The 19,103-nt window shown below is 45.2% G+C and carries 17 protein-coding genes; 8 read left to right on the forward strand and 9 right to left on the reverse strand.

Annotation, left to right across the window (positions count from 1 at the left end; all coding sequences use genetic code 11):
• Positions 1-46: 46 nt before the first annotated feature.
• The 3 genes from DYH48_RS01785 to DYH48_RS23635 form a co-directional block, all read right to left on the reverse strand.
• Positions 47-1,159, reverse strand: a complete 1,113-nt coding sequence (locus DYH48_RS01785; RefSeq protein ID WP_218565659.1) for a TIGR04141 family sporadically distributed protein — start codon at positions 1,157-1,159, stop codon at positions 47-49.
• Positions 1,117-1,566, reverse strand: coding sequence for a DUF6119 family protein (locus DYH48_RS24170; protein WP_218565660.1), 450 nt, complete (start codon positions 1,564-1,566; stop codon positions 1,117-1,119). The genes DYH48_RS01785 and DYH48_RS24170 overlap by 43 nt, the downstream gene beginning before the upstream one ends.
• 204 nt (positions 1,567-1,770) lie before the next feature.
• On the reverse strand, positions 1,771-2,685 hold the full coding sequence (locus DYH48_RS23635) for a nuclease-related domain-containing protein (protein ID WP_172481135.1): 915 nt from the start codon (positions 2,683-2,685) through the stop codon (positions 1,771-1,773).
• 579 nt (positions 2,686-3,264) lie between these two features.
• Between DYH48_RS23635 and thrS the strand changes: the two genes are divergently transcribed.
• Positions 3,265-4,464, forward strand: coding sequence for a threonine--tRNA ligase (gene thrS, locus DYH48_RS01795; protein WP_256613016.1), 1,200 nt, complete (start codon positions 3,265-3,267; stop codon positions 4,462-4,464).
• 92 nt (positions 4,465-4,556) lie between these two features.
• Here the strand turns inward: thrS and DYH48_RS01800 are convergent, their stop codons facing one another.
• Positions 4,557-4,802 (reverse strand): DUF3297 family protein, encoded by a 246-nt coding sequence (locus DYH48_RS01800; RefSeq protein ID WP_006080205.1) that lies wholly within the window; start codon positions 4,800-4,802, stop codon positions 4,557-4,559.
• 317 nt (positions 4,803-5,119) lie between these two features.
• On the opposite strand from DYH48_RS01800, the gene DYH48_RS01805 reads away from it, so the two are divergent.
• Positions 5,120-5,536: a ribosome recycling factor family protein gene (locus DYH48_RS01805; protein ID WP_115333893.1), complete on the forward strand. Its 417-nt coding sequence runs from the start codon at positions 5,120-5,122 to the stop codon at positions 5,534-5,536.
• 31 nt (positions 5,537-5,567) lie between these two features.
• On the opposite strand, the gene DYH48_RS01810 is transcribed toward DYH48_RS01805, so the two are convergent.
• Positions 5,568-5,747, reverse strand: coding sequence for a DUF6435 family protein (locus DYH48_RS01810; protein WP_028759324.1), 180 nt, complete (start codon positions 5,745-5,747; stop codon positions 5,568-5,570).
• A gap of 222 nt (positions 5,748-5,969) precedes the next feature.
• Positions 5,970-7,634, reverse strand: coding sequence for a methyl-accepting chemotaxis protein (locus DYH48_RS01815; protein ID WP_071939915.1), 1,665 nt, complete (start codon positions 7,632-7,634; stop codon positions 5,970-5,972).
• A 320-nt stretch (positions 7,635-7,954) separates the two neighbouring features.
• Between DYH48_RS01815 and DYH48_RS01820 the strand changes: the two genes are divergently transcribed.
• Together DYH48_RS01820 and DYH48_RS01825 are read left to right on the forward strand one after the other, a co-directional pair.
• Positions 7,955-8,185: a hypothetical protein gene (locus DYH48_RS01820; protein WP_115333894.1), complete on the forward strand. Its 231-nt coding sequence runs from the start codon at positions 7,955-7,957 to the stop codon at positions 8,183-8,185.
• 259 nt (positions 8,186-8,444) lie between these two features.
• Positions 8,445-10,634, forward strand: a complete 2,190-nt coding sequence (locus DYH48_RS01825) for an OsmC domain/YcaO domain-containing protein (protein WP_115333895.1) — start codon at positions 8,445-8,447, stop codon at positions 10,632-10,634.
• A 158-nt stretch (positions 10,635-10,792) separates the two neighbouring features.
• On the opposite strand, the gene DYH48_RS01830 is transcribed toward DYH48_RS01825, so the two are convergent.
• Positions 10,793-11,701 (reverse strand): GGDEF domain-containing protein, encoded by a 909-nt coding sequence (locus DYH48_RS01830; RefSeq protein ID WP_115333896.1) that lies wholly within the window; start codon positions 11,699-11,701, stop codon positions 10,793-10,795.
• A gap of 378 nt (positions 11,702-12,079) precedes the next feature.
• Between DYH48_RS01830 and DYH48_RS01835 the strand changes: the two genes are divergently transcribed.
• Both DYH48_RS01835 and lgt read left to right on the forward strand, forming a co-directional pair.
• A complete protein-coding gene (locus tag DYH48_RS01835) occupies positions 12,080-12,550 on the forward strand; it encodes a cupin domain-containing protein (RefSeq protein WP_006084120.1) in 471 nt (156 codons plus the stop codon).
• Positions 12,551-12,776: 226 nt separating this feature from the next.
• Positions 12,777-13,556, forward strand: a complete 780-nt coding sequence (gene lgt / locus DYH48_RS01840; RefSeq protein ID WP_006080213.1) for a prolipoprotein diacylglyceryl transferase — start codon at positions 12,777-12,779, stop codon at positions 13,554-13,556.
• An 83-nt stretch (positions 13,557-13,639) separates the two neighbouring features.
• On the opposite strand, the gene DYH48_RS01845 is transcribed toward lgt, so the two are convergent.
• A complete protein-coding gene (locus DYH48_RS01845) occupies positions 13,640-14,557 on the reverse strand; it encodes an alpha/beta hydrolase (protein ID WP_115333897.1) in 918 nt (305 codons plus the stop codon).
• A gap of 533 nt (positions 14,558-15,090) precedes the next feature.
• On the opposite strand from DYH48_RS01845, the gene DYH48_RS01850 reads away from it, so the two are divergent.
• Positions 15,091-16,452, forward strand: coding sequence for an MATE family efflux transporter (locus tag DYH48_RS01850; protein WP_115333898.1), 1,362 nt, complete (start codon positions 15,091-15,093; stop codon positions 16,450-16,452).
• 59 nt (positions 16,453-16,511) lie between these two features.
• On the opposite strand, the gene DYH48_RS01855 is transcribed toward DYH48_RS01850, so the two are convergent.
• Positions 16,512-16,937, reverse strand: coding sequence for a CBS domain-containing protein (locus DYH48_RS01855; protein WP_011845794.1), 426 nt, complete (start codon positions 16,935-16,937; stop codon positions 16,512-16,514).
• Between the two features lie 255 nt (positions 16,938-17,192).
• Here DYH48_RS01855 and DYH48_RS01860 point away from each other — a divergent pair, with 255 nt between their 5' ends.
• A complete protein-coding gene (locus DYH48_RS01860) occupies positions 17,193-18,959 on the forward strand; it encodes an alkaline phosphatase D family protein (RefSeq protein WP_115333899.1) in 1,767 nt (588 codons plus the stop codon).
• Positions 18,960-19,103: the final 144 nt, after the last annotated feature.

The raw sequence follows: 19,103 nt of genomic DNA on the forward strand, positions 1-19,103 counted from the left end.
GACGGTCACTGGTGCAACAATGCCTAATCTGGTGTAATTTTTGAATTTACGTAGTCGGCTTTATGATTTTGTCTACGCCAGCAACCGTTACTTTAAATCCTTTCTGACTCAAGTTTTCATAGGTTTTGGTGAGATTAACTTTACTGAAAAATGGCAGGTTATTTTTAAGGCTACTTGATTCTTCACCAAGAATTAAGAACACGATCTCTATTTTGGTGCTATCAACTTTATCTAACGGTACAGTTTCAACAATATCTTTCGAAACCTGATTACGAATTACTGTTCTAGCAGCAATCCTGAATTTTCTATCTCCAAGCATTATTTCTGCAGCAATATTTCCTTGTGCAAACAAATGGCTTAATCCTGCGGAGCCCCCTTTGCGATGCTTTACATGAATAAATTGGCTATCTTTTGTAAGCAGATCACACAACTCTATAGCAGTGGTTGTTTTATCACTCTTTACAAGTTTTTTATCTAAAACATGGTAACCCTTTTCCTTTGCTGCACGAATATTGTAATCACCTTCAGCTTCAATCTTCTCAACTACTTTCCCTTTATTTCTCCCTTTTGTGGCTAATTCTTCCCAAATATAAACTTCTGGAAAATCGAGAGTGGCTACTTTTACTTCAGCCAGTAATTTATCAATGGTGTCTACAAAACTATCGGCGATCTCGTACCATACACCAGAAAATAATATGTATGTTTTCCCTGATTTCTTTATTTCAAAGTAAAAGCAATCGTACAATTTATACTCTATATCTTCTTCGGTTGTGTGAAAGACAAACAGGCGATCCCTTTTCAAGGAGTCTATGGATAGACTATCTTTATCTAGGTTGGAATAGTAGTCATCACTTTCAATGGTTGGTTTCACATTTAATTTACTCCTTGTAAAACTGAAGCCTGTAATCTCATCCCAATTCAACATTTCAGGGATTGATATTACTATTTTCGGATGAGCATTTTTAAGATCATCAATCAATATTTGATTCAGTGGATCTGTATCTTTTTTTTCTTCTAAGCGACGTATGTTATCCACCCAGGCAAAAGATTTCTTATAATCACTACTTTTATAGTAATCATATATTTTGTCTACTAAAGTTGGAATATCAGTAATTTCTATTTCTTTTCTGAATGAAAATGTAGTCCCACTTCCAGATATATTAAAAAATCAACACCGTTCTTTGGCGAACCAGTAACACCTCGTAATAGATCTTTAGATATATCGATACCGAAGACTTCAACACTGGTTGAACGAGAAGCTTGCGCTTTCTTTTGAACACCCTGTTCGTCTAATGTAATAACGTCGACACTACGAAGAGTTGCGTGATTTAACGTATTTAGAGCCGTTTTTATACCAAAATCCGTTACGAAACATTCCATATCTAACAAATGGCGACCGTAGCCGAAAGTGATAACCATTGTGGCCTTAGTAGCTCTTATGATTAACACGGCTGAAGTTGAACGATTCTGCAGATCATCTATTGAAGTATTGGTTAAAGACTTTGCGAACTTAGCCCAACTAGGGGGGCTAGACTTCGACTTTTTGACATATAAAACACCGGCGATATCAAGGGGGGGGCTTTAGCTGATAGGTTTCATAGTCAGCGCTAGCTTTAAGCAACTTGTGATATGACACACTTTTATGATCATCTTGAGCTAGAAATATATTCAAATGTTGGTATTTGGCTGCTTTATTCACTATTAGACCTTATATAGATTGAATCTGTCTGATTATAAACAGTGGAACAGAACAAACCTTTTCAAAAGGCATCATTTCCTCGCTTCGCTTTTACTCAAGCATCGCTGTGCGACTTGATAAATAATCTGTTCTACTTGTTGCTGGCTGAGTACTTGGGTTCGCAGGGTTGGGATAGTGCCGACTAAAAATTTGTGGCTGATAATCGGGAACGGTGGTTTGGTCTGACAGGTGACATACCAGCCGGGGAATACTAGGACTGGGGTTGAGGATACTGGTGTTCCTGTGGCTTTGGTTAACCATTGGCTGACCCACTTTGCCTGACGTTCAGCCTGTTCTATGGGTTTGGTTTCAGTCCACGAGGGGAAGTTTAAGCGCCCGTCTTTGTAAAATACTTGATAGCCTTTTTTACCAGAGCCTGGGCCATTTCCATTGGTTTGGAGTAGGTCTTTGTTCCGTTTATGGCGGCCTTTGGTTTCAATGGCGAATACGCCATTTTTGCCTACCACAAGATGGTCGATGTTAAAGCCGTCGGCTTGGACATCGTGAAATACTTGATAACCGAGTGCTTGTAAGCCTATGAGTTCATTGGCTGTGGCAATTTCTGCTGTGTGGCCTAGACGTAATTTGGTGAGCTTTGAAAAGTTTTTCCATGTTTTAAAGCCGCAATAAGCTAATCCCATTAAACCCGTTGTGACAGATATCCACGGAAATTGACCGACTGTGATGTGGGCTTTAAGGCTGCTGACGGCAAACGGCAGGGATACTATCATCGCGCCCATCAGCATACTTCCGATTAAGTCCATCTGCAGATCTTGTATTTGTTGCTGTAAACCATAAGCGGGAATGCGGGCGAGTTGTTCACGATCGACGGGTAGCTTTACGGTTGCATCGCGATATTTCAGCAAGCCATACATGACACCCACTATGGCAAACATGCTGGAGAGTATTATCGCTAGGGATAACATACTGTTGCTGAAATCGGTCATTTACGTCCCAGAAGTAATGCAAGCCAATCGTTAAATTGATGACATAACCCGCTAATAAAATTTATTTATAGTTTTGGAAAGTGGTGGCAGAGTTGTCTGCTAAGAGTTTGGGCGCACATTGCTGATTTGCTTTTTCTTCCTTAAATGGCGTCTTCGATGATTGAGTTCGAGTTTGCCCTGCATTTTCCTTAAGTGGTCACACTTTTTACTTAGTGGTCACACTTTAACCCGCTCTATACGGTTTAATCAATGCGTTTTATCACAAAAATGTATTTTAAATAATGACTTGTGGCCGGGGCTGTCTGAGTTTAAACGCAGTGTGTTAGTGACTAGAAGCTAACGCGATACTGTGGCATTTTTAAACAAAATGCTTGCCGCGATAGGGATGATTTGTTATTACTGGCCCATGAACAAAATATACGTAAGCGCAATTAACACCACCACTACCACCACGAGAATTCTCGGGGGGTAGTTTTTTGCGTCTTTAAAAAAACCCTCTGAGCGACATCGCCAGAGGTTTTTTTTATACCTTGGTTTTGTATTTCGCTCAGATTTAACTCAGATTTAACTCAGGAGAGAATGATGAAAACACATCGCGAAATTGCAGAACAACTTGACCTGTTTCACTCTGAACCACAGGCGCCAGGTATGATTTTTTGGCACCCGAATGGCTGGGCATTATTCCGAGATATTCAAGAGCACATGAGGCGCGTATATCGTCGCAATGGTTTTGAGGAGGTGAACACGCCTGTTTTTATGAAGAAGGAGTTATGGCAAACGTCTGGGCATATGGACATGTTTGCAGAGAACATGTTTTTCGGTGGTGGGAAGGAAAACATCGATGAATATGTGTTAAAACCCATGTCTTGTCCTGCCCATATTTTGCTGTTTAAGCGCGGAGTACATAGCCATAGAGATTTGCCTCTGCGGCTATTTGAGTTTGGCTTGGTGCACCGTAATGAATCCTCCGGTTCGTTAAATGGTTGCCTGCGCGCACGCCAGTTCACTCAGGATGATGCCCATGTTTTTTGCTGTTGGTCTCAGGCAGAGGAGGAGATACGTGGTTTTCTCCAACGTGCAAAGCAGGTTTATGGTGATTATGGCTACCATGATTTAGACGTAAAAATATCGACTAAACCTGAGAAGGCATTAGGCAGCGATGAGCAATGGTGCCGAGCACAAAAGCTATTGGATTCAGCCTGCCAGATTGAGGGCTTTAATGCCGAGTATCAAGCTGGCGAAGGGGCTTTCTATGGTCCCAAAATTGAACTGTCACTGACAGATTCTATGGGGCGACGCTGGCAGTGTGGAACAATTCAGTTTGATTTTAATTTGTCTGAAAGATTCGATGTTCAGTACGCAAATGAGCAAGGTGAATTCGAACGGCCAGTGATTATGCACCAAGCTATGTATGGCTCTATCGAGCGTTGGCTGGGGATTCTCTTGGAAGTCTCACAGGGTCACCTGCCGGATTGGTTGCATCCTGTACCTGTTGCTATCGCCTCAGTGAATGAGTCAAACAGCCAATTTGTCCGTCAGTTAGCCGCATTATGTTTAGCACGAGACATGCGAGTGTTGGTTGATATCAGTCAAAACTCAGTTGCCCGCAAAATGAAACGTTTTCACAAGCAAAAAGTGCCTTATATCTTAACGGTTGGGGATAAGGAAGAAGCCGAGAAGTGTGTGTCAGTTAAGTGCCGAAAAGATGGTGTTATGACTCACATCCCTCTTGCTGAATTAGCTGACTATCTTGCGGATAAACTAGTTCGAAAACAATAATATAAGGGGAATGGTATTTGCTATTTAAGGCTAGCTAGGGTTCCCACGGCTAGCCTTTACTCATTTTATGATCCCGCTCTTTGCGCTAAGGCTTAACGATAAAAGGCTTCAACTGTGCCTTTTACTGTGAGCAAAAGAGGTTGGCCGCGACGGTCCAAGGATTTACTTGGCACTTTTACCCAACCTTCGCTGATGCAATATTCTTCGACATCAAAACGTTCTTTGCCGTTGAGCTTAATACCGATATCGTGCTCGAAAATTTCTGCCACATGGTGTGGGCTGCGTGGGTTAACGGAAAGGCGATCCGGTAAAGCGGGTAATGATGTTGTGTCGGTCATGGTCGTGATCTGTCATTGTCTATAGTGAAAAAGCGTGCGCTATTGTAGGCAATCCCAGCGCAACGCTCAAGACTTTAACTGTGACTGATTGCGCAGCATGGATAAGTATGGCGGCATCTGTTCGTCAACCTTATTAGCCTGCGAGGATACAGTGCTACACTTTCGCGCGTAGTATTTTCTGGCGCTTGAATGTTAAGTCGAGCAGACTTTATTCTATAGCCATGAAAATCTGCGATAAATCAACAGTTCTAAACGATCGGCTATAGATCAACAGCGATTATCCAACAGCTATTAATCAGAGTTATTAATCAAGAGTTATGAACGACAACATTAGTATCTCGCTGCCTTCGCTTATTCATCGAATTGGGCGGGAGGCGGTTAAACAAGCTCAAGTGATTGCAACCCAATATGATTGCGAGCTTAAGCGTGTGCGACGTTCGAGGAATTGGTGCATGGTGGGCGAGGCGATTAAGATCCAATCCTGCAGTGCGCATTTACAAAGTGAGCCATTGCTGGCGCAGCAGTTAATCGCTAATGATGGCCAGTTTGGCTATCTTATTAAAAAGTTGGAGTCAGCCTTGCTGCAACATGCGGACAAGCTAGAGCCCTTAGACGCTAAGTTGATTCGGCTTATCGCAGACAATCCCGCGATCACTTTAGGTGAGTTGATGCAACTGACGCAATGCACTATCACAGAGGCCAGATTGGCACGTTTTCAAGCCGACTCTTGGTAGTTTGTCTGCTGAGTGTTTTTGCTTGGAAGGTTTATTTATGGCTTGTTGTTTCTAACACTTTTATTTGATTTTCGATTTGCTCGGCTTCAGCGGTCAGCATTGAGTAGGACCGAATATCGCCTTTTCTCTGTGCATGCATCGCTTGTTCAAGCTTGGCATTATATTGCTGAGTTAATTTTTTTAAGGGATTTTTCTTAAAGATTGAAAACATGGTCATTTCTACTGAGTTGAGTATTTGAGTTGTATACGTAGGTAAGCGGATTTAAGTTTTACTTTTTGAAATTAAAAGTAGCGCCTTCAACTTCTAATCCACAATCCACAATCCTTCAATTCCACTGCCATCGGCCTCAGCAAGGCAGAGACTTTATCTTACATTTTCAGCAAACCAATGGGTTGCAATGTCTTATTTAGCTCGCAACCCATTGAAAATATTTTAAATCTTAAACTGACCGACGAGTTTACCTAGGTTAATTCCTTCTTGCGATACGGTTTGGCTGACTCTGGCAGCATCTTCACTGGAATGAAGTAACTCATTTACAATCTCTTGGATGGCGAACACGTTGCGGTTGATTTCTTCGGTCACAGAGCTTTGTTCAGTGGCCGCTGTCGCAATTTGGGTGCTCATGTCGTTAATGGCCGTGACCGCCGATGTCACTGAGCCTAGGCTTTCTGAGATTGCGCGAGAAGAGTCTACCGAGCGTACGCAGCTTTGCTGACTTTCTTCCATCGTTTTCACCGCCAGCGCCACAAGCTTGTGCAGTTCTGATAGCATCTCGTTGATTTCTAAAGTGCTTGATTGCGTTCTACTCGCTAAGTTACGCACTTCATCGGCCACCACGGCAAAGCCTCTACCTTGTTCTCCGGCGCGGGCCGCTTCGATGGCGGCATTTAATGCTAATAGATTAGTTTGCTCAGCAATACCGCCAATCACTGACAGCACATTGTTGATTTTTTTAGATTGTTCGCTCAAGGATTGAATATTGCCAGCCGCATTGTTGATTTGCGCCATGAGCGCGGATATTTCTTCTAAAGAAGCATCGACGCAACGCTGGGCATTGGCCACATCGCCTGTTGCGGCATGGGTTGCTTCGGCTACTTGCGTGGTATTTTGCGCTACTTCGCTGGCGGTGGCTGACATTTCAGTGATAGCAGTAACTACTTGATCGGTTTCATTGTTATGGCTGATGAGTTGGCTCGACATGACTTTGGTTTGATCGTGAATCGCGTTGGCGGCGGTTTTAACTTTAGCGGTCGCGTTTGCCACATCGCCTATGATGGTTTGGAGCTTATCGACAAACAGGTTAAAGGATCGACCTAGTTGTGCAATTTCATCTTCACCTTTCACAGTGAGGCGTTTAGTTAAATCGCCTTCGCCTTTGGCGATATCGTTTAAGTTGTCCGCCATATTTTTAATCGGTGCCACCATGCGCTGGGCGGTGGCGAGAATAACGACGGCAGTAATCGCAGCGAGTAACAGTGCAATCAACAAAATGGCATAGGACTTATCGATCATCTGCTCTGTGACCGTTGCACGATAATCCTCAACGACAGCGTCGATATCATCGATATAAGCGCCCGTGCCTAGCATCCAATCTGTGCCAGGGATCATCATGGAGTAACCAATTTTCTCAATTTGCTCATTGGTATTCGGTTTTTGGAAATAGAACGAGAAGTTACCGTCACCCTTTTTAGCTGCATCGAGTAAACCAACAATGATTTTTGTGCCGCGGGGATCTGTCATATCAATTTTATTTTGCCCTTCGAGGTTGGGCATGACGGCATGGAATAGGTTTTTGCCTTGGGAGTCGTAGATAAAGAAGTAGCCTGAACTGCCAAAACGGATATCACGAAGCGCTTGGTTCACATTGCCATTTTCTTTTAAAGACAACTGATATTGCACTATGCCAGCGGCAATTTCGGTGGCTTCTTTTATTTGGGTTTTACGTTCACCGATAAGCTTAGTTCTAAACGTTGTGACTTCATCGGCAAGGGCGCTTTGTTCGACGTAGTAAGAAACTGTCATGAGTATGCACAGGGTCAAGATTAACGGGAACAGCGATAACAGCAGTAATTTGTTACGTAAACTGAAATTAGACATGCTTGATGACTCCGTGATGAACATCCTTTTATTGCAGGGCAGTATAGCTAATTTCCCATATTCTTAAGTGCTTAAGTTAACAAAAATATAATGTAAATGACAAAAAGCACGCTTTTTTCTTATGCCTTATGGGTTGGGTATACCTTAAGTTGGGTCACTTTGGTTGATCTTAATCAAGGCCCTATGTGGAAAATGCGTTCACTATATTAGTTAAACTTGATGCAAATGGCGGCTAGACTTTCGCGAACCTTGAGCAGGTATCTAAACTTGCAGCGGGTCGGCAGCAAAGCGACATAGCGGCGAAGGGTAAGGGCGGAACAGTGACGAATGAAAAGCTGATTTTAACGCTGAAAATCTGCATTAGTGTGGGTATTTGTCTTATTGCGCTGGGTATTTATCTGCATAACTTTAATGAAACCGTTGAGGCGATGGGCGTGCTGGGGATTATTCTCAGTGCCATGTGTGTCGCCTTTGGCATGGCGTTGTCATTACCGACTAAAATGTATTTAACCTTTATGTTGGTTAAGCGAGAGACTGAAAAACATCAATAATTTGTTCTTGTACTTGGTTTTACTCTGCGATCAATTGGCTTACTTGGCCTTCCTGTTATTCAATCTCAGTTCAAAGTCAAACCTGCTATTCAACCCACTAAGCTAAGCCGTAAATGCCCCGATTGTGGTTTTTAACATAATTAACCCAAGACTAATGGGCTAAAAACACCGATAATTCCCCCTTAATGACTCATTACCAATGACGCGACTTGGTCGATGGGCTGCTACAGACTCGCATATTTAGTGGAAATCATATTCAATGGAAATCAAAGTTAATTTTCTCGACAATCTTAGACTTGAAGCCAAGTTTGATGATTTTACCGTTACCGCCGATCAGCCGATCCGCTACAAAGGTGATGGTTCTGCTCCTAGTCCGTTTGATTATTTCTTAGCGTCGTCAGCCCTGTGTGCGGCCTATTTCGTGAAGGTGTATTGCAAAGCCCGAGATATTCCAACGGATAACATCAGGCTGTCGCAGAACAATATTGTCGATCCTGAAGATCGCTACAACCAGATTTTCCAAATTCAGGTTGAATTGCCAGAAGATATTTCCGATAAGGATCGCGAAGGTATTTTGCGTTCAATTGACCGTTGTACCGTTAAAAAAGTGGTGCAAACGGGGCCAGAATTTAAGATTGAAACCGTTGAAAACCTAGACGCAGACGCCAATGCCATGCTGATGGGCCAGCCTAATGGCGCATCGAGCACCTTTATTCTGGGTAAAGATCTGCCACTGGAGCAGACCATTGCGAATATGACGGGCATGCTTGCCGATCTTGGAATGAAGATAGAGATCTCATCATGGCGCAATATCGTGCCGAACGTGTGGTCACTGCATATTCGTGATGCCGCTTCGCCAATGTGTTTTACCAATGGTAAAGGCGCGACCAAAGAAAGCGCGCTGTGTTCAGCGCTCGGCGAGTTTATTGAGCGTTTGAATAACAACTTTTTCTATAATGATCAATTCTTTGGGACTGAAATCGCTAATAGCGAATTTGTGCATTACCCCAATGAAAAGTGGTTTGCGTTAGAAGAAGACGATGCGCTGCCAGCGGGTATTCTGGATGACTATTGTTTAGAGATTTATAACCCAGACGACGAGCTGTGCGGTTCGCACTTGATTGATACCAACTCAGGTAATGTTAAGCGCGGTATCTGTGCGATTCCTTACACCCGTAAATCTGACGGTGAAACGGTTTACTTCCCATCGAACCTGATTGAAAACCTGTTTTTAAGTAATGGTATGAGCGCGGGTAATAACCTGCAAGAAGCCCATGTGCAGTGCTTGTCAGAAATTTTTGAACGTGCCGTTAAACGTCAAATCATTGAGCAAGAAATTGTCCTGCCAGATGTGCCTATGTCTGTACTCGAAAAGTACCCAAGCATCCTCGCGGGCATTAAGGGCTTAGAAGAGCAGGGCTTCCCGGTTGTGGTCAAAGATGCCTCACTCGGCGGCCAGTTCCCTGTGATGTGCGTGACCCTGATGAACCCGAAAACCGGCGGCGTGTTTGCCTCATTTGGTGCGCACCCAAGCTTTGAAGTGGCACTAGAGCGCAGCTTAACTGAGCTGTTGCAAGGCCGTAGCTTCGAAGGCTTAAACGACGTGCCAAAACCAACCTTTAACAGCATGGCGGTCAGCGAGCCAGAAAACTTTGTTGAGCACTTTATTGATTCAACAGGAGTGATTTCATGGCGTTTCTTTAGCAGTAAATTTGATTATGAATTCTGCGAATGGGATTTTTCTGGCACCAGCGAAGAAGAAGCCGACGGCCTGTTTGGGATCTTAGAAGCGTTAGGTAAAGAGGTGTATATCGCCGAGTTTACCGATTTAGGCGCATCGGCATGTCGAATTTTAGTACCTGATTACTCTGAGATTTATCCAGTTGATGACTTGATTTGGGATAATACCAACAAGGCGCTGGCATACCGTGAAGATATCCTAAATCTGCATTCGTTAAGCACTAAACAGCTGGTTAATTTGGTTAATCGTTTAGAAGAAAGCCAACTCGATAACTACACGGATATCCGCACCTTAATCGGCATTGTATTCGATGAAAATACCGTTTGGGGTCAGCTCACGATTATCGAGCTTAAGATCCTGATTTATTTGGCACTCGGTGCACACGAAGACGCGATTGAGCTAGTTGGTGAGTTCCTGCAGTTTAACGACAATACCGTTAAACGCGGCCTGTTCTACCAAGCCATGAATGCTGTATTGGAAGTGACCTTAGATGACGAGTTAGAACTTGATGATTTTATCCACAACTTCAACCGCATGTTCGGTAAAGAAGTGATGGACAATGTCGTTGGCTCAGTCACAGGTAAAGTGCGTTTTTATGGCCTGACTAAGACTAGCATGCAGCTCGAAGGCATTGAGCCACATCTAAGATTGATTGAAAGCTATAAAAAGCTGCATCAAGCCCGTAAAGCTGCGAAAACTCTGAATTAAGCCTGTTGTTTGGCAAAGCTTAATGTGTTTAAAAGCGAACCTTAGGGTTCGCTTTTTTGTTGGCTGTCTTTTGATGCGTGCTTCTTATGAGCACTTGTGACTATAACTTATTAAGGGCGCTTGTTATTGCTATGTGTGCTTTGAAATGTTCAACCCGCTTAGGCTGTATTTGATATCACTCGATTTTTGCCATTACGTTTAGCTTGATACAGGGCCGCATCGGCTCGTTTAAGCGTGTCTTCATAGGAAGTATCCAATGCTTCTATGCTGGCAACCCCGATACTTACGGTGGCAAACAAGCCGTTAACCGCATGTTGTTGCAGTGCCGAGTAAAAACAATCGCAGAGGTATTCTGCAAATTTAACCGCCTGAGACTGTTCGACACCGGGCAGGGCAATCACAAATTCATCCCCACCAAAACGATACGCGCTATCGGTTTTTCTAAATTGAGTGCGACAGGTTTCAGCAACGGCGATGATAATTTTATCGCCAGCATGGTGGCCTAACTGGTCATTGATAGACTTTAAGTGGTCTAAATCGAGGATCAAGATTGAGGTGGGCGTACGGTGGCGCTGAAAAGTGTCGAATTGAACGGTTAAGTCGCGTTCTAATCGGCGGCGATTATATAATCCTGTGAGCTGATCGGTATCGCTGAGCTGACGCAGTTGCAGTTCAAGCTCATGTCGCTTGGAAATATTACTGGCGACCCAGAGCACCACAGGCTCATCATTGACGAGAAAATCTAGCGCTTGAATTCGCCCCTCAAACCAAATGGGTTGATCTGGGCCCGCGTCGGGTAAGCCTTTGACATCTTTATTACTGAGTTCATATTCTTCAATCAGTAATGCTCGGCTAGCTAATGCTTGTTCGATAATGCCTAAGAAGTAATTTGTTTTATCGGGGTTTAATACATCGGCAAGGTATAAACCGACTAAGCCACTGCCGTCGTGGTAATAACGCCCATCTTTACCGCCGAATACAGCCACGTACCGACCACTTTTTGACAATATTAAGGCAGGATCTGGCAGTGCATCGAGGATTAACGCCATCTGTTCAATATTGATCATCAATTAAGATCCCTGTGGAAAATCACTTAACTTTATGTCTGCGTGTCCAAGTCATCATTACGAGCCGCTCTTTGGAGCTTTAGCCGCCAATGAATCCCGCTAACTCATAATAATCTAGCCGCTTTTGGTGGGAACAACAAACCATAACGACACGCCGTACAATTTATTTGTTGTCACGATTTTGCCAAGTCGCTAGCGCGATTGATGCCACAAGCCATAACTCTCTCTTTCCTATTGTAACGAGTCAAAAGTGATATGTTGAACTTTGGCGTGTGTGCTTATGTTCAAAAAGCTAAACCGCAATGCTTAGTGAGCAGATGTTTTTCGAGTAGACTCTAGAACCTGAATTGCGGTTTTAATTTTACCCAGGGATTTATAATGCATACAGCCGATGATTTTATTGAACATTTAGCACTAGAACAGCATGTTGAAGGCGGCTATTACCGCTCATCCTATCGTTCTGAAACGCCGTTTGATCAGACTCGGGCATTATGGAGCAGCATCTATTTTTTACTGCGCACGGGGGAAGTTTCCCACTTTCACCGCCTAACCGCCGATGAAATGTGGTACTTCCATGCAGGACAATCGCTCACCATTTATATGATTGCCCCTGATGGCGTGTTAACCACGGCGCAATTGGGACTCGATTTAGCGGCGGGCGAGCGACCACAATTTTTGGTGCCTAAGGGCTGTATCTTTGGTTCGGCGATGAATCAACCCGGCTTTTCGCTCGTGGGCTGCATGGTGTCCCCTGGTTTTACCTTCGATGATTTCGAGTTATTTAGCCAAAAAACCTTACTAGCCCACTATCCGCAGCACAGCGAAATCATCAAGCGTCTGAGCCGATAGTGGTATAAAAAAAGCGCGTTCATTAGAGCGTGAATTAACCCATTAATGAGTGAGAGTTCGATTCGGTCGAAATAACATCATTCGGCTAAATCAATGCTACTCAGTGTCGTTAAATTTGGCTCAATAGTAAGATATCCCCGCGACAAGGCTTGTCTATTGGCGTTTAACCACGTAAAACAGGCTTTTTGGCGTACCTCTATGTACCAAGTGTTAGGAGTAATTGAATTTGGAACACTTAGTGTGGGAGCTCGATCCTGTATTAATCTCGTTTATGGGACTAAAAATACATTGGTATGGAGTCTTGTTTGCTGTTGCTATCACTGCCGGTTTTCAGGTGATGAAGCGGATTTATATCAAGGAAAACCTCGATGTCGAGTCCCTTGATAATCTACTGATTTATTGTGTGGTTGGCATCATAGTGGGCGCGCGTTTAGCCCATTGTATTTTTTACGATCCGGCTTATTACTTTGCCCATCCGCTTAAGATTTTGGCGATTTGGGAAGGTGGACTCGCCAGCCACGGTGGGGGTTTAGGGGCGATTCTGGCGCTGTATTATTACCAACGCAAAGTGAAGCTGCCCTTCCTGTTTTTGTTGGATAGACTCGCTATCGCCACCGCCATTTTTGGCTTTTTTGTGCGTATGGCGAACTTTGCCAACTCAGAGATTTTAGGCGATCCAACAACACAACCTTGGGGCATTATATTTGCCCGTGTTGATATGTTGCCAAGGCATCCGGCGCAGCTTTATGAGGCTTTTGCCTATTTAGCTATCTTTGTCGCGCTTTATGCTCTATATCAATTTACGCAGATTAAACAACGACATGGCGCGATTTTCGGCCTGTTCCTAGTGTCGGTATTTAGTGCGCGAATTGCGATTGAATCGATTAAAGTCAGCCAAGCGGCTTACTCTGAATCAGTGCTAAGTGCGGGACAACTTCTCAGCTTACCGTTTTTAGCCGTTGGCATAGTCTTGTTGTTTTTGGCGTATCGAAAGAAAGCCGTTTAAGTCAGAATATCAAACGGTTTAAAAAGGCTTTCTATCTAGATAGAAAGCCTTTTTTATGAAGGAATTAATCATCAAGGATGACGTTAGGCTGTCTTCACTATATTACTCACTTGCACCATGGCATCCCGAGCGGAACGGCTCACTCCCGAGAGTTGGAAGAAGCCATGGATCACCCCAAGATAGCGGCGGCAGTGGGCATTCACGCCAGCCTCTAATAGATGCCTAAATAGCTGTTCTCCTTCATCGACGAGCGGATCAAATTCAGCTGTGATGATATGGGTTTCGGGCAGTCCCGCTAGGTCAGTGCTTCGCAGCGGACTGGCTTCGGCATCGGTTCTGGGGTGCCAATCTAAATACAGATCAAATCCAGTGAGTAAGGTGTCGCGGGTGATGATGTATTTCTCGCCATTGTCGCTATAGCTTTGGCTTTTAGCGGTGGCATCGAGCATTGGATAGATAAGTACTTGCTTTTGTGGCAACCATTGCCCTTTGGCTTTTAAACGTAGGCAAGTGACGAGGGCTAAATGGCCGCCGGCGCTGTCGCCCATCAGGGTAATCTTGTCCTTATCGCCACCCCATTGTTGGCAATGCTGATAAATAACTTCGGCGGCATGGCAGGCATCGTCGTGGGCGGCGGGGTAAACATGTTCTGGGGCGAGGCGATAGCTCACCGCAATAACCAGTGCGCCAGCATCATTGGCGAGTTTACGCAGTTGTTGATTGTGGGTTTCAACGCTGCCACTGACAAAACAGCCGCCATGGTAGTAAATGACAACGGGTAAATCGTTTGCCGCCGAAGGTTTGAACAGGGTCAAGTCTGCGCCATCGATGGAAACTGTGCGCACCTCGAACACGTCTTCTGCTTCACCTGCGAGTACCGTGCTGGCGATATAACCTTGCCTACGTTGCTCAATGGTTTGCTCTCGCACAGATGGGCAACCCGCTGCGATAAACTCGCTAACCAATTGTTTAATTCCATCTTCTAAATAGAGTTGGCTCATTTAATCTTCCCTCATTTTTCTGTGTGCTTAGCAGTTCTGCAATGGGCTGAGTTTATCGGCAGTTTAATTGAAATGGTAGCCGCAGTGATGAGAAGCAATAGCGGATTAGCAGCATTGACATGATTTCTGCCAGTAACTATTTTTGCTCAATTTGTTTTTGCTCAGATTGTTGTGCGCACTCTGGCTCTGTACTCATTAATTAGATGCTTGTTAGCCTAAATTCACACACTGTGATGAGTCCTGTTTTTAGCTCTGCCATCAACTCATTAATGAATACGGTTGCAGTCGGCATATTTTCAATATTACAGATTGAGTTGTATGGCGACTTGTAAGAAAATTACCAACTCAATTGACCATTAGGCTGGATGCGCTTAAATTTCCGCCTGATTGTGTGTTGGTTAGCACTAGGTTGTCTATTTGTGAAAGTTGCTTTCAGTATCTTGGCTAAAATATAGGTTGCCAAGATACCGTTTGAGCGACACATTGAGCCAGCGCTCACATCGTTATCCGTACTCTATTTGCAGGAATTCTCCGTGGCTAAAGCACCTAAAACATTGCAACAACGCATGAGCATAGTCGCCCTCACTTGGCCGATTTTTGTCGAGACCTTGCTGCAATCACTGCTTGGGATCAGCGACATTTTTATGCTTAGCCACTATTCCGATAATGCGGTTGCAGCGGTGGGGCTCACGACTCAGCTGATGTTCTTCATGATGGTTATGTCCATGATGGTGAGCACAGGTGCGAGTATTTTGATTAGCCAGAACAATGGTGCAGGCCAGTCGCAACAGGCTGTCGATATCGGGGTGGCAAGTGTCGCATTGAGCTTAGGACTCGCCTTGATCATGGGCGCCTCTATGTTCTTCGGCGCTAAGGGGATTATCGGCCTGTTTGCGCTTGAACACGATGTGGCAGGCTTTGGATATGACTACTTAGTGATTTGCGGCAGCTTGAGTATAGGCTTGGTCATGAACATTGCTTTTGCCGCGATTCTAAGGAGTTACGGCTTTACCCGCTCGGCCATGTTAGTCACCTCAAGCACAGGCTTGATGAACGTCATCGGTAACTATATTGCCCTGTATTCTCCCTTTGACTTGCCTGTTTATGGGGTAACAGGGGTGGCAATTTCCACCGTCACCAGCCAGATCATCGGCGCTGTGATCATGCTGATGGTGATCCGCTATAAAAAGATCCCGCTGCCACTGCAACGGCTTAAATTATTACCGCGCATAACTTATTGGAGTGTGATGCGTATCGGTCTGCTCAATGCCGGTGAGATGCTGTCTTACAATGTGGCGCAGATGACCATCATCTATTTTATCAGTCAAATGGGGACTTTATCGCTCACGGCTTATACCTATGGCCTAAACATCAGCCGGTTTATTTATTGTTTTGCGGTGGCGCTCGGGCAGGCGACGCAAATTCAGACCGGATACTATGTCGGCAAACAATGGTTCGATGAAATCACTGTGAGAGTGCAACGTTACTGTCTGGTAGGTTTTGTCGCTTCGCTGGCCATAGTCTTAGTCTTCTACTGGCAGCGATTCACTATTGTTGGCTGGTTAAGTGAGAACGAGGAAGTCATCCAACTGACGGCATTATTACTGGCAGGTTCTATCGCCCTTGAAACGGGGCGGGTGTTTAATCTGGTGATTATCTCGGCATTAAAAGGGGCGGGTGATGTGGCGTTCCCAGTACGGGTTGGCCTCTTTAGCATGTGGGGCATAGGGGTATTATTGGCTTGGTTCTTTGGCCTTCACTTAGGCTATGGCGTACTCGCCGCTTGGCTGGCCGTCGCCGCAGATGAATGGATACGCGGCCTGATTATGGTGTATCGCTGGCGCTCGTGCCGTTGGCAACGTTTTACTCGCATACCCGCTGCGACTGCAGTGTAGTTTTGGTGAGGTGAATTGGAAGCGCAGCAAACATAGGCTGCGCTTTTTGTTTGATAAGCTTAACTTTGCTGCTTCAACAAGGTACGACATAGCTTGATAAAGTCCGATGACGTGACGATACCGAGCACCTTTTTATCGGCATCGACGACGGGTAAGCAGCCGAGTTTGTTTTCGATAAAATATTCCACGACCACAGTTAAAGGCTCGTCGGCGGTAAGATGCTGAAAATCTTGGTCCATCACGGTTGTGATCGGCGTGTATCGTTCTTTGCGCTCGAGCGCGCCTTGGCCGTACTTGTTCAACATAGTCATCACGCTGGCGATCATCTTTTTATGGGTGAGTACGCCAACGAGGGTGCCATCAATTTCAGAAATCACGGGTAAGTGGCGTACGCCACGGGTTTGCATCAGATGGTGGGCATCTTTCAAACTGGCGCCATCGCTGATGCAGATGACTTGATCACTCATAATATCGCTGACTTTCATTGTTAAATTCCTTTTCTTGCCATTCTTAGGCGTGCATTTAACACGCTGCATTAGCCTGCACCGATGTTAGCAGCTTCCTTGTTCGCTGCGCCAGTCCTGCATAAATAAAGTACGCCATTCAGTATAAGTGTTTGAATTGATAGAAATCATAAAAGGCTGACAAAGATGTCACAAATGTGTAACAGTGATGTCTCACAATCGGGGTCTCATTAGACCTCATACCAGTGAAGCCTTATCTAACAAGGAATAATAATAATGAATCGTACCGTAACTCGTCGTGACTTTTTGGCTATGTCGGCCAAAGGTGTTGGCGTTGCTGTGATCTCTTACGGCTTGATGGGCTGTAGCGATAGTAATGATGATAATTCTGTACCCGCGCAATTTTTACATGGGATTGCCAGTGGTGATCCTGCGATTGACGCTGTGATCCTTTGGACCCGTGTCACGCCTGAATCTGAGGGCGATGTAAAAGTGAGCTGGCAAGTGGCAAGCGATGCGGCCTTTGCTCAATTAGTGACCACGGGTGAGATGGTCACTAATGCAAGCCGTGACTACACGGTTAAGATTGATGCCCGCGGCTTACGTGCTGGCCAAAACTACTTTTACCGCTTTATGACAGGTGACAAAACCTCAGCCGTGGGTAAAACCCGCACGCTGCCTGAGGGCGATGTGAGTTCTGTCAAACTGGCGGTGATGTCCTGTGCGAACTTTCCAGCCGGATACTTTAACGTATATGAATTAGCGGCGGCGCAGGATGACTTAGATGCCGTGGTGCATTTAGGCGATTACATCTATGAATATGCCCGTGGCGGTTATGCCAGTGAGCATGCTGCAGAGCTTGGCCGTGAAGTATTGCCGGCCACTGAGTTGCTGACATTGGGCGATTATCGCACCCGTTATGGCCAGTATCATACCGATGCGAGTCTGCAAAAGTTACACGCGAAAGTGCCTTTTATCACGGTATGGGATGACCACGAAGTGGCCAACGATACTTGGCGTGATGGCGCTGAGAATCATAATGAAGGCGAAGGCGATTTTGCCGTCCGCAAAGAAGCGGCACTGCAAGCTTATTTCGAATGGTTGCCTATTCGCCCATGGCGCGAAGGGAACCATGAAGAGATTTACCGCAGCTTCAGTTACGGCAATCTTGTCGACCTGCACATGCTCGATACCCGTGTATTGGCCCGAGATAAACAGCTCGATTATGCTGATTATATGGATCCCACAACGGGTTCGTTTGCGGGCGAGCGTTTCCTTGCCGATGTGACTTCGACCACTCGCACTATGCTGGGTCTGACGCAATTGTTATGGCTGCAGGGCACTCTGCTGCAAGCAACGGGCAAGTGGCAGGTGTTAGGGCAACAGATTTTGATGGGCAAGATGTCATTGCCGGCGGCGATTGCGACTCAGCAGATGAGCATTCCCCAATATGCCATGTTAGGCGCGTTAGCTAAGCTAGCGGCGCGTGCGGCGGCAAATGATCCCACACTGACCGCCCAAGAGTTGCAATATCTTCAGGCTAATCAAGCTTTACTAACCCCAGAAGTTATCGCACTGCTGCAATTACCTGCCATTCCATACAACTTAGATGCTTGGGACGGTTACGCCTACGAGCGTGAGGTGATTTTAGGTACGGCTAAATCGAAAAACCTCAACCTAGTCGTGATCGCGGGCGATACCCATAATGCTTGGGCTAACGAGCTTAAAGATGTGAATGGCGATACCGTTGGGGTGGAGTTTGCGACCAGCTCAGTGTCTTCACCAGGTCTTGAGTATTATTTGAATCTGCCAGCTGAGCAGATCCCTGCGACTGAGGCGGCGATCGTCGAGTTAGTGCCAGATCTTAAGTACGCTAACTTAAGAGATCGCGGTTTTATGACGCTCACTTTCACCGCTGATGAGGTGCGCAGCGACTGGCATTATGTGGATACCATTCTGTCGAAGGATTTCCAAGCGGCAACGGCACGTGGCTATAGCGCCAAGGCCAAAGTGGGCGAGCATGTGATTACCCCTATCGTTTAACGCAGGTATTTATTCGTTGTTTTTAGGCCACCTTAGGGTGGCCTTTTTGTTGCTTTTTGCCTAAAAAGGCAAAATAAATGTCTGTTGTCACGCAAGTTCTTACTATTACTGCAGCACATCGCATTTTTTTGATATAAAATTCAC

This window comes from Shewanella baltica, from assembly GCF_900456975.1.
Taxonomy (GTDB): Bacteria; Pseudomonadota; Gammaproteobacteria; order Enterobacterales; family Shewanellaceae; genus Shewanella; species Shewanella baltica.

Excerpts from the sequence above, each read along its gene's own strand:
- DYH48_RS23635 (WP_172481135.1), bottom strand. The coding sequence starts at position 2,685 with ATGACCGATTTCAGCAACAGTATGTTATCCCTAGCGATAATACTCTCC.
- DYH48_RS01805 (WP_115333893.1), top strand. The coding sequence starts at position 5,120 with ATGAACGACAACATTAGTATCTCGCTGCCTTCGCTTATTCATCGAATT.
- thrS (WP_256613016.1), top strand. The coding sequence starts at position 3,265 with ATGATGAAAACACATCGCGAAATTGCAGAACAACTTGACCTGTTTCAC.
- DYH48_RS01835 (WP_006084120.1), top strand. The coding sequence starts at position 12,080 with ATGCATACAGCCGATGATTTTATTGAACATTTAGCACTAGAACAGCAT.
- DYH48_RS01810 (WP_028759324.1), bottom strand. The coding sequence starts at position 5,747 with ATGTTTTCAATCTTTAAGAAAAATCCCTTAAAAAAATTAACTCAGCAA.
- DYH48_RS01800 (WP_006080205.1), bottom strand. The coding sequence starts at position 4,802 with ATGACCGACACAACATCATTACCCGCTTTACCGGATCGCCTTTCCGTT.
- DYH48_RS01860 (WP_115333899.1), top strand. The coding sequence starts at position 17,193 with ATGAATCGTACCGTAACTCGTCGTGACTTTTTGGCTATGTCGGCCAAA.
- DYH48_RS01825 (WP_115333895.1), top strand. The coding sequence starts at position 8,445 with ATGGAAATCAAAGTTAATTTTCTCGACAATCTTAGACTTGAAGCCAAG.
- DYH48_RS01855 (WP_011845794.1), bottom strand. The coding sequence starts at position 16,937 with ATGAAAGTCAGCGATATTATGAGTGATCAAGTCATCTGCATCAGCGAT.
- DYH48_RS01845 (WP_115333897.1), bottom strand. The coding sequence starts at position 14,557 with ATGAGCCAACTCTATTTAGAAGATGGAATTAAACAATTGGTTAGCGAG.
- DYH48_RS01815 (WP_071939915.1), bottom strand. The coding sequence starts at position 7,634 with ATGTCTAATTTCAGTTTACGTAACAAATTACTGCTGTTATCGCTGTTC.
- DYH48_RS01830 (WP_115333896.1), bottom strand. The coding sequence starts at position 11,701 with ATGATCAATATTGAACAGATGGCGTTAATCCTCGATGCACTGCCAGAT.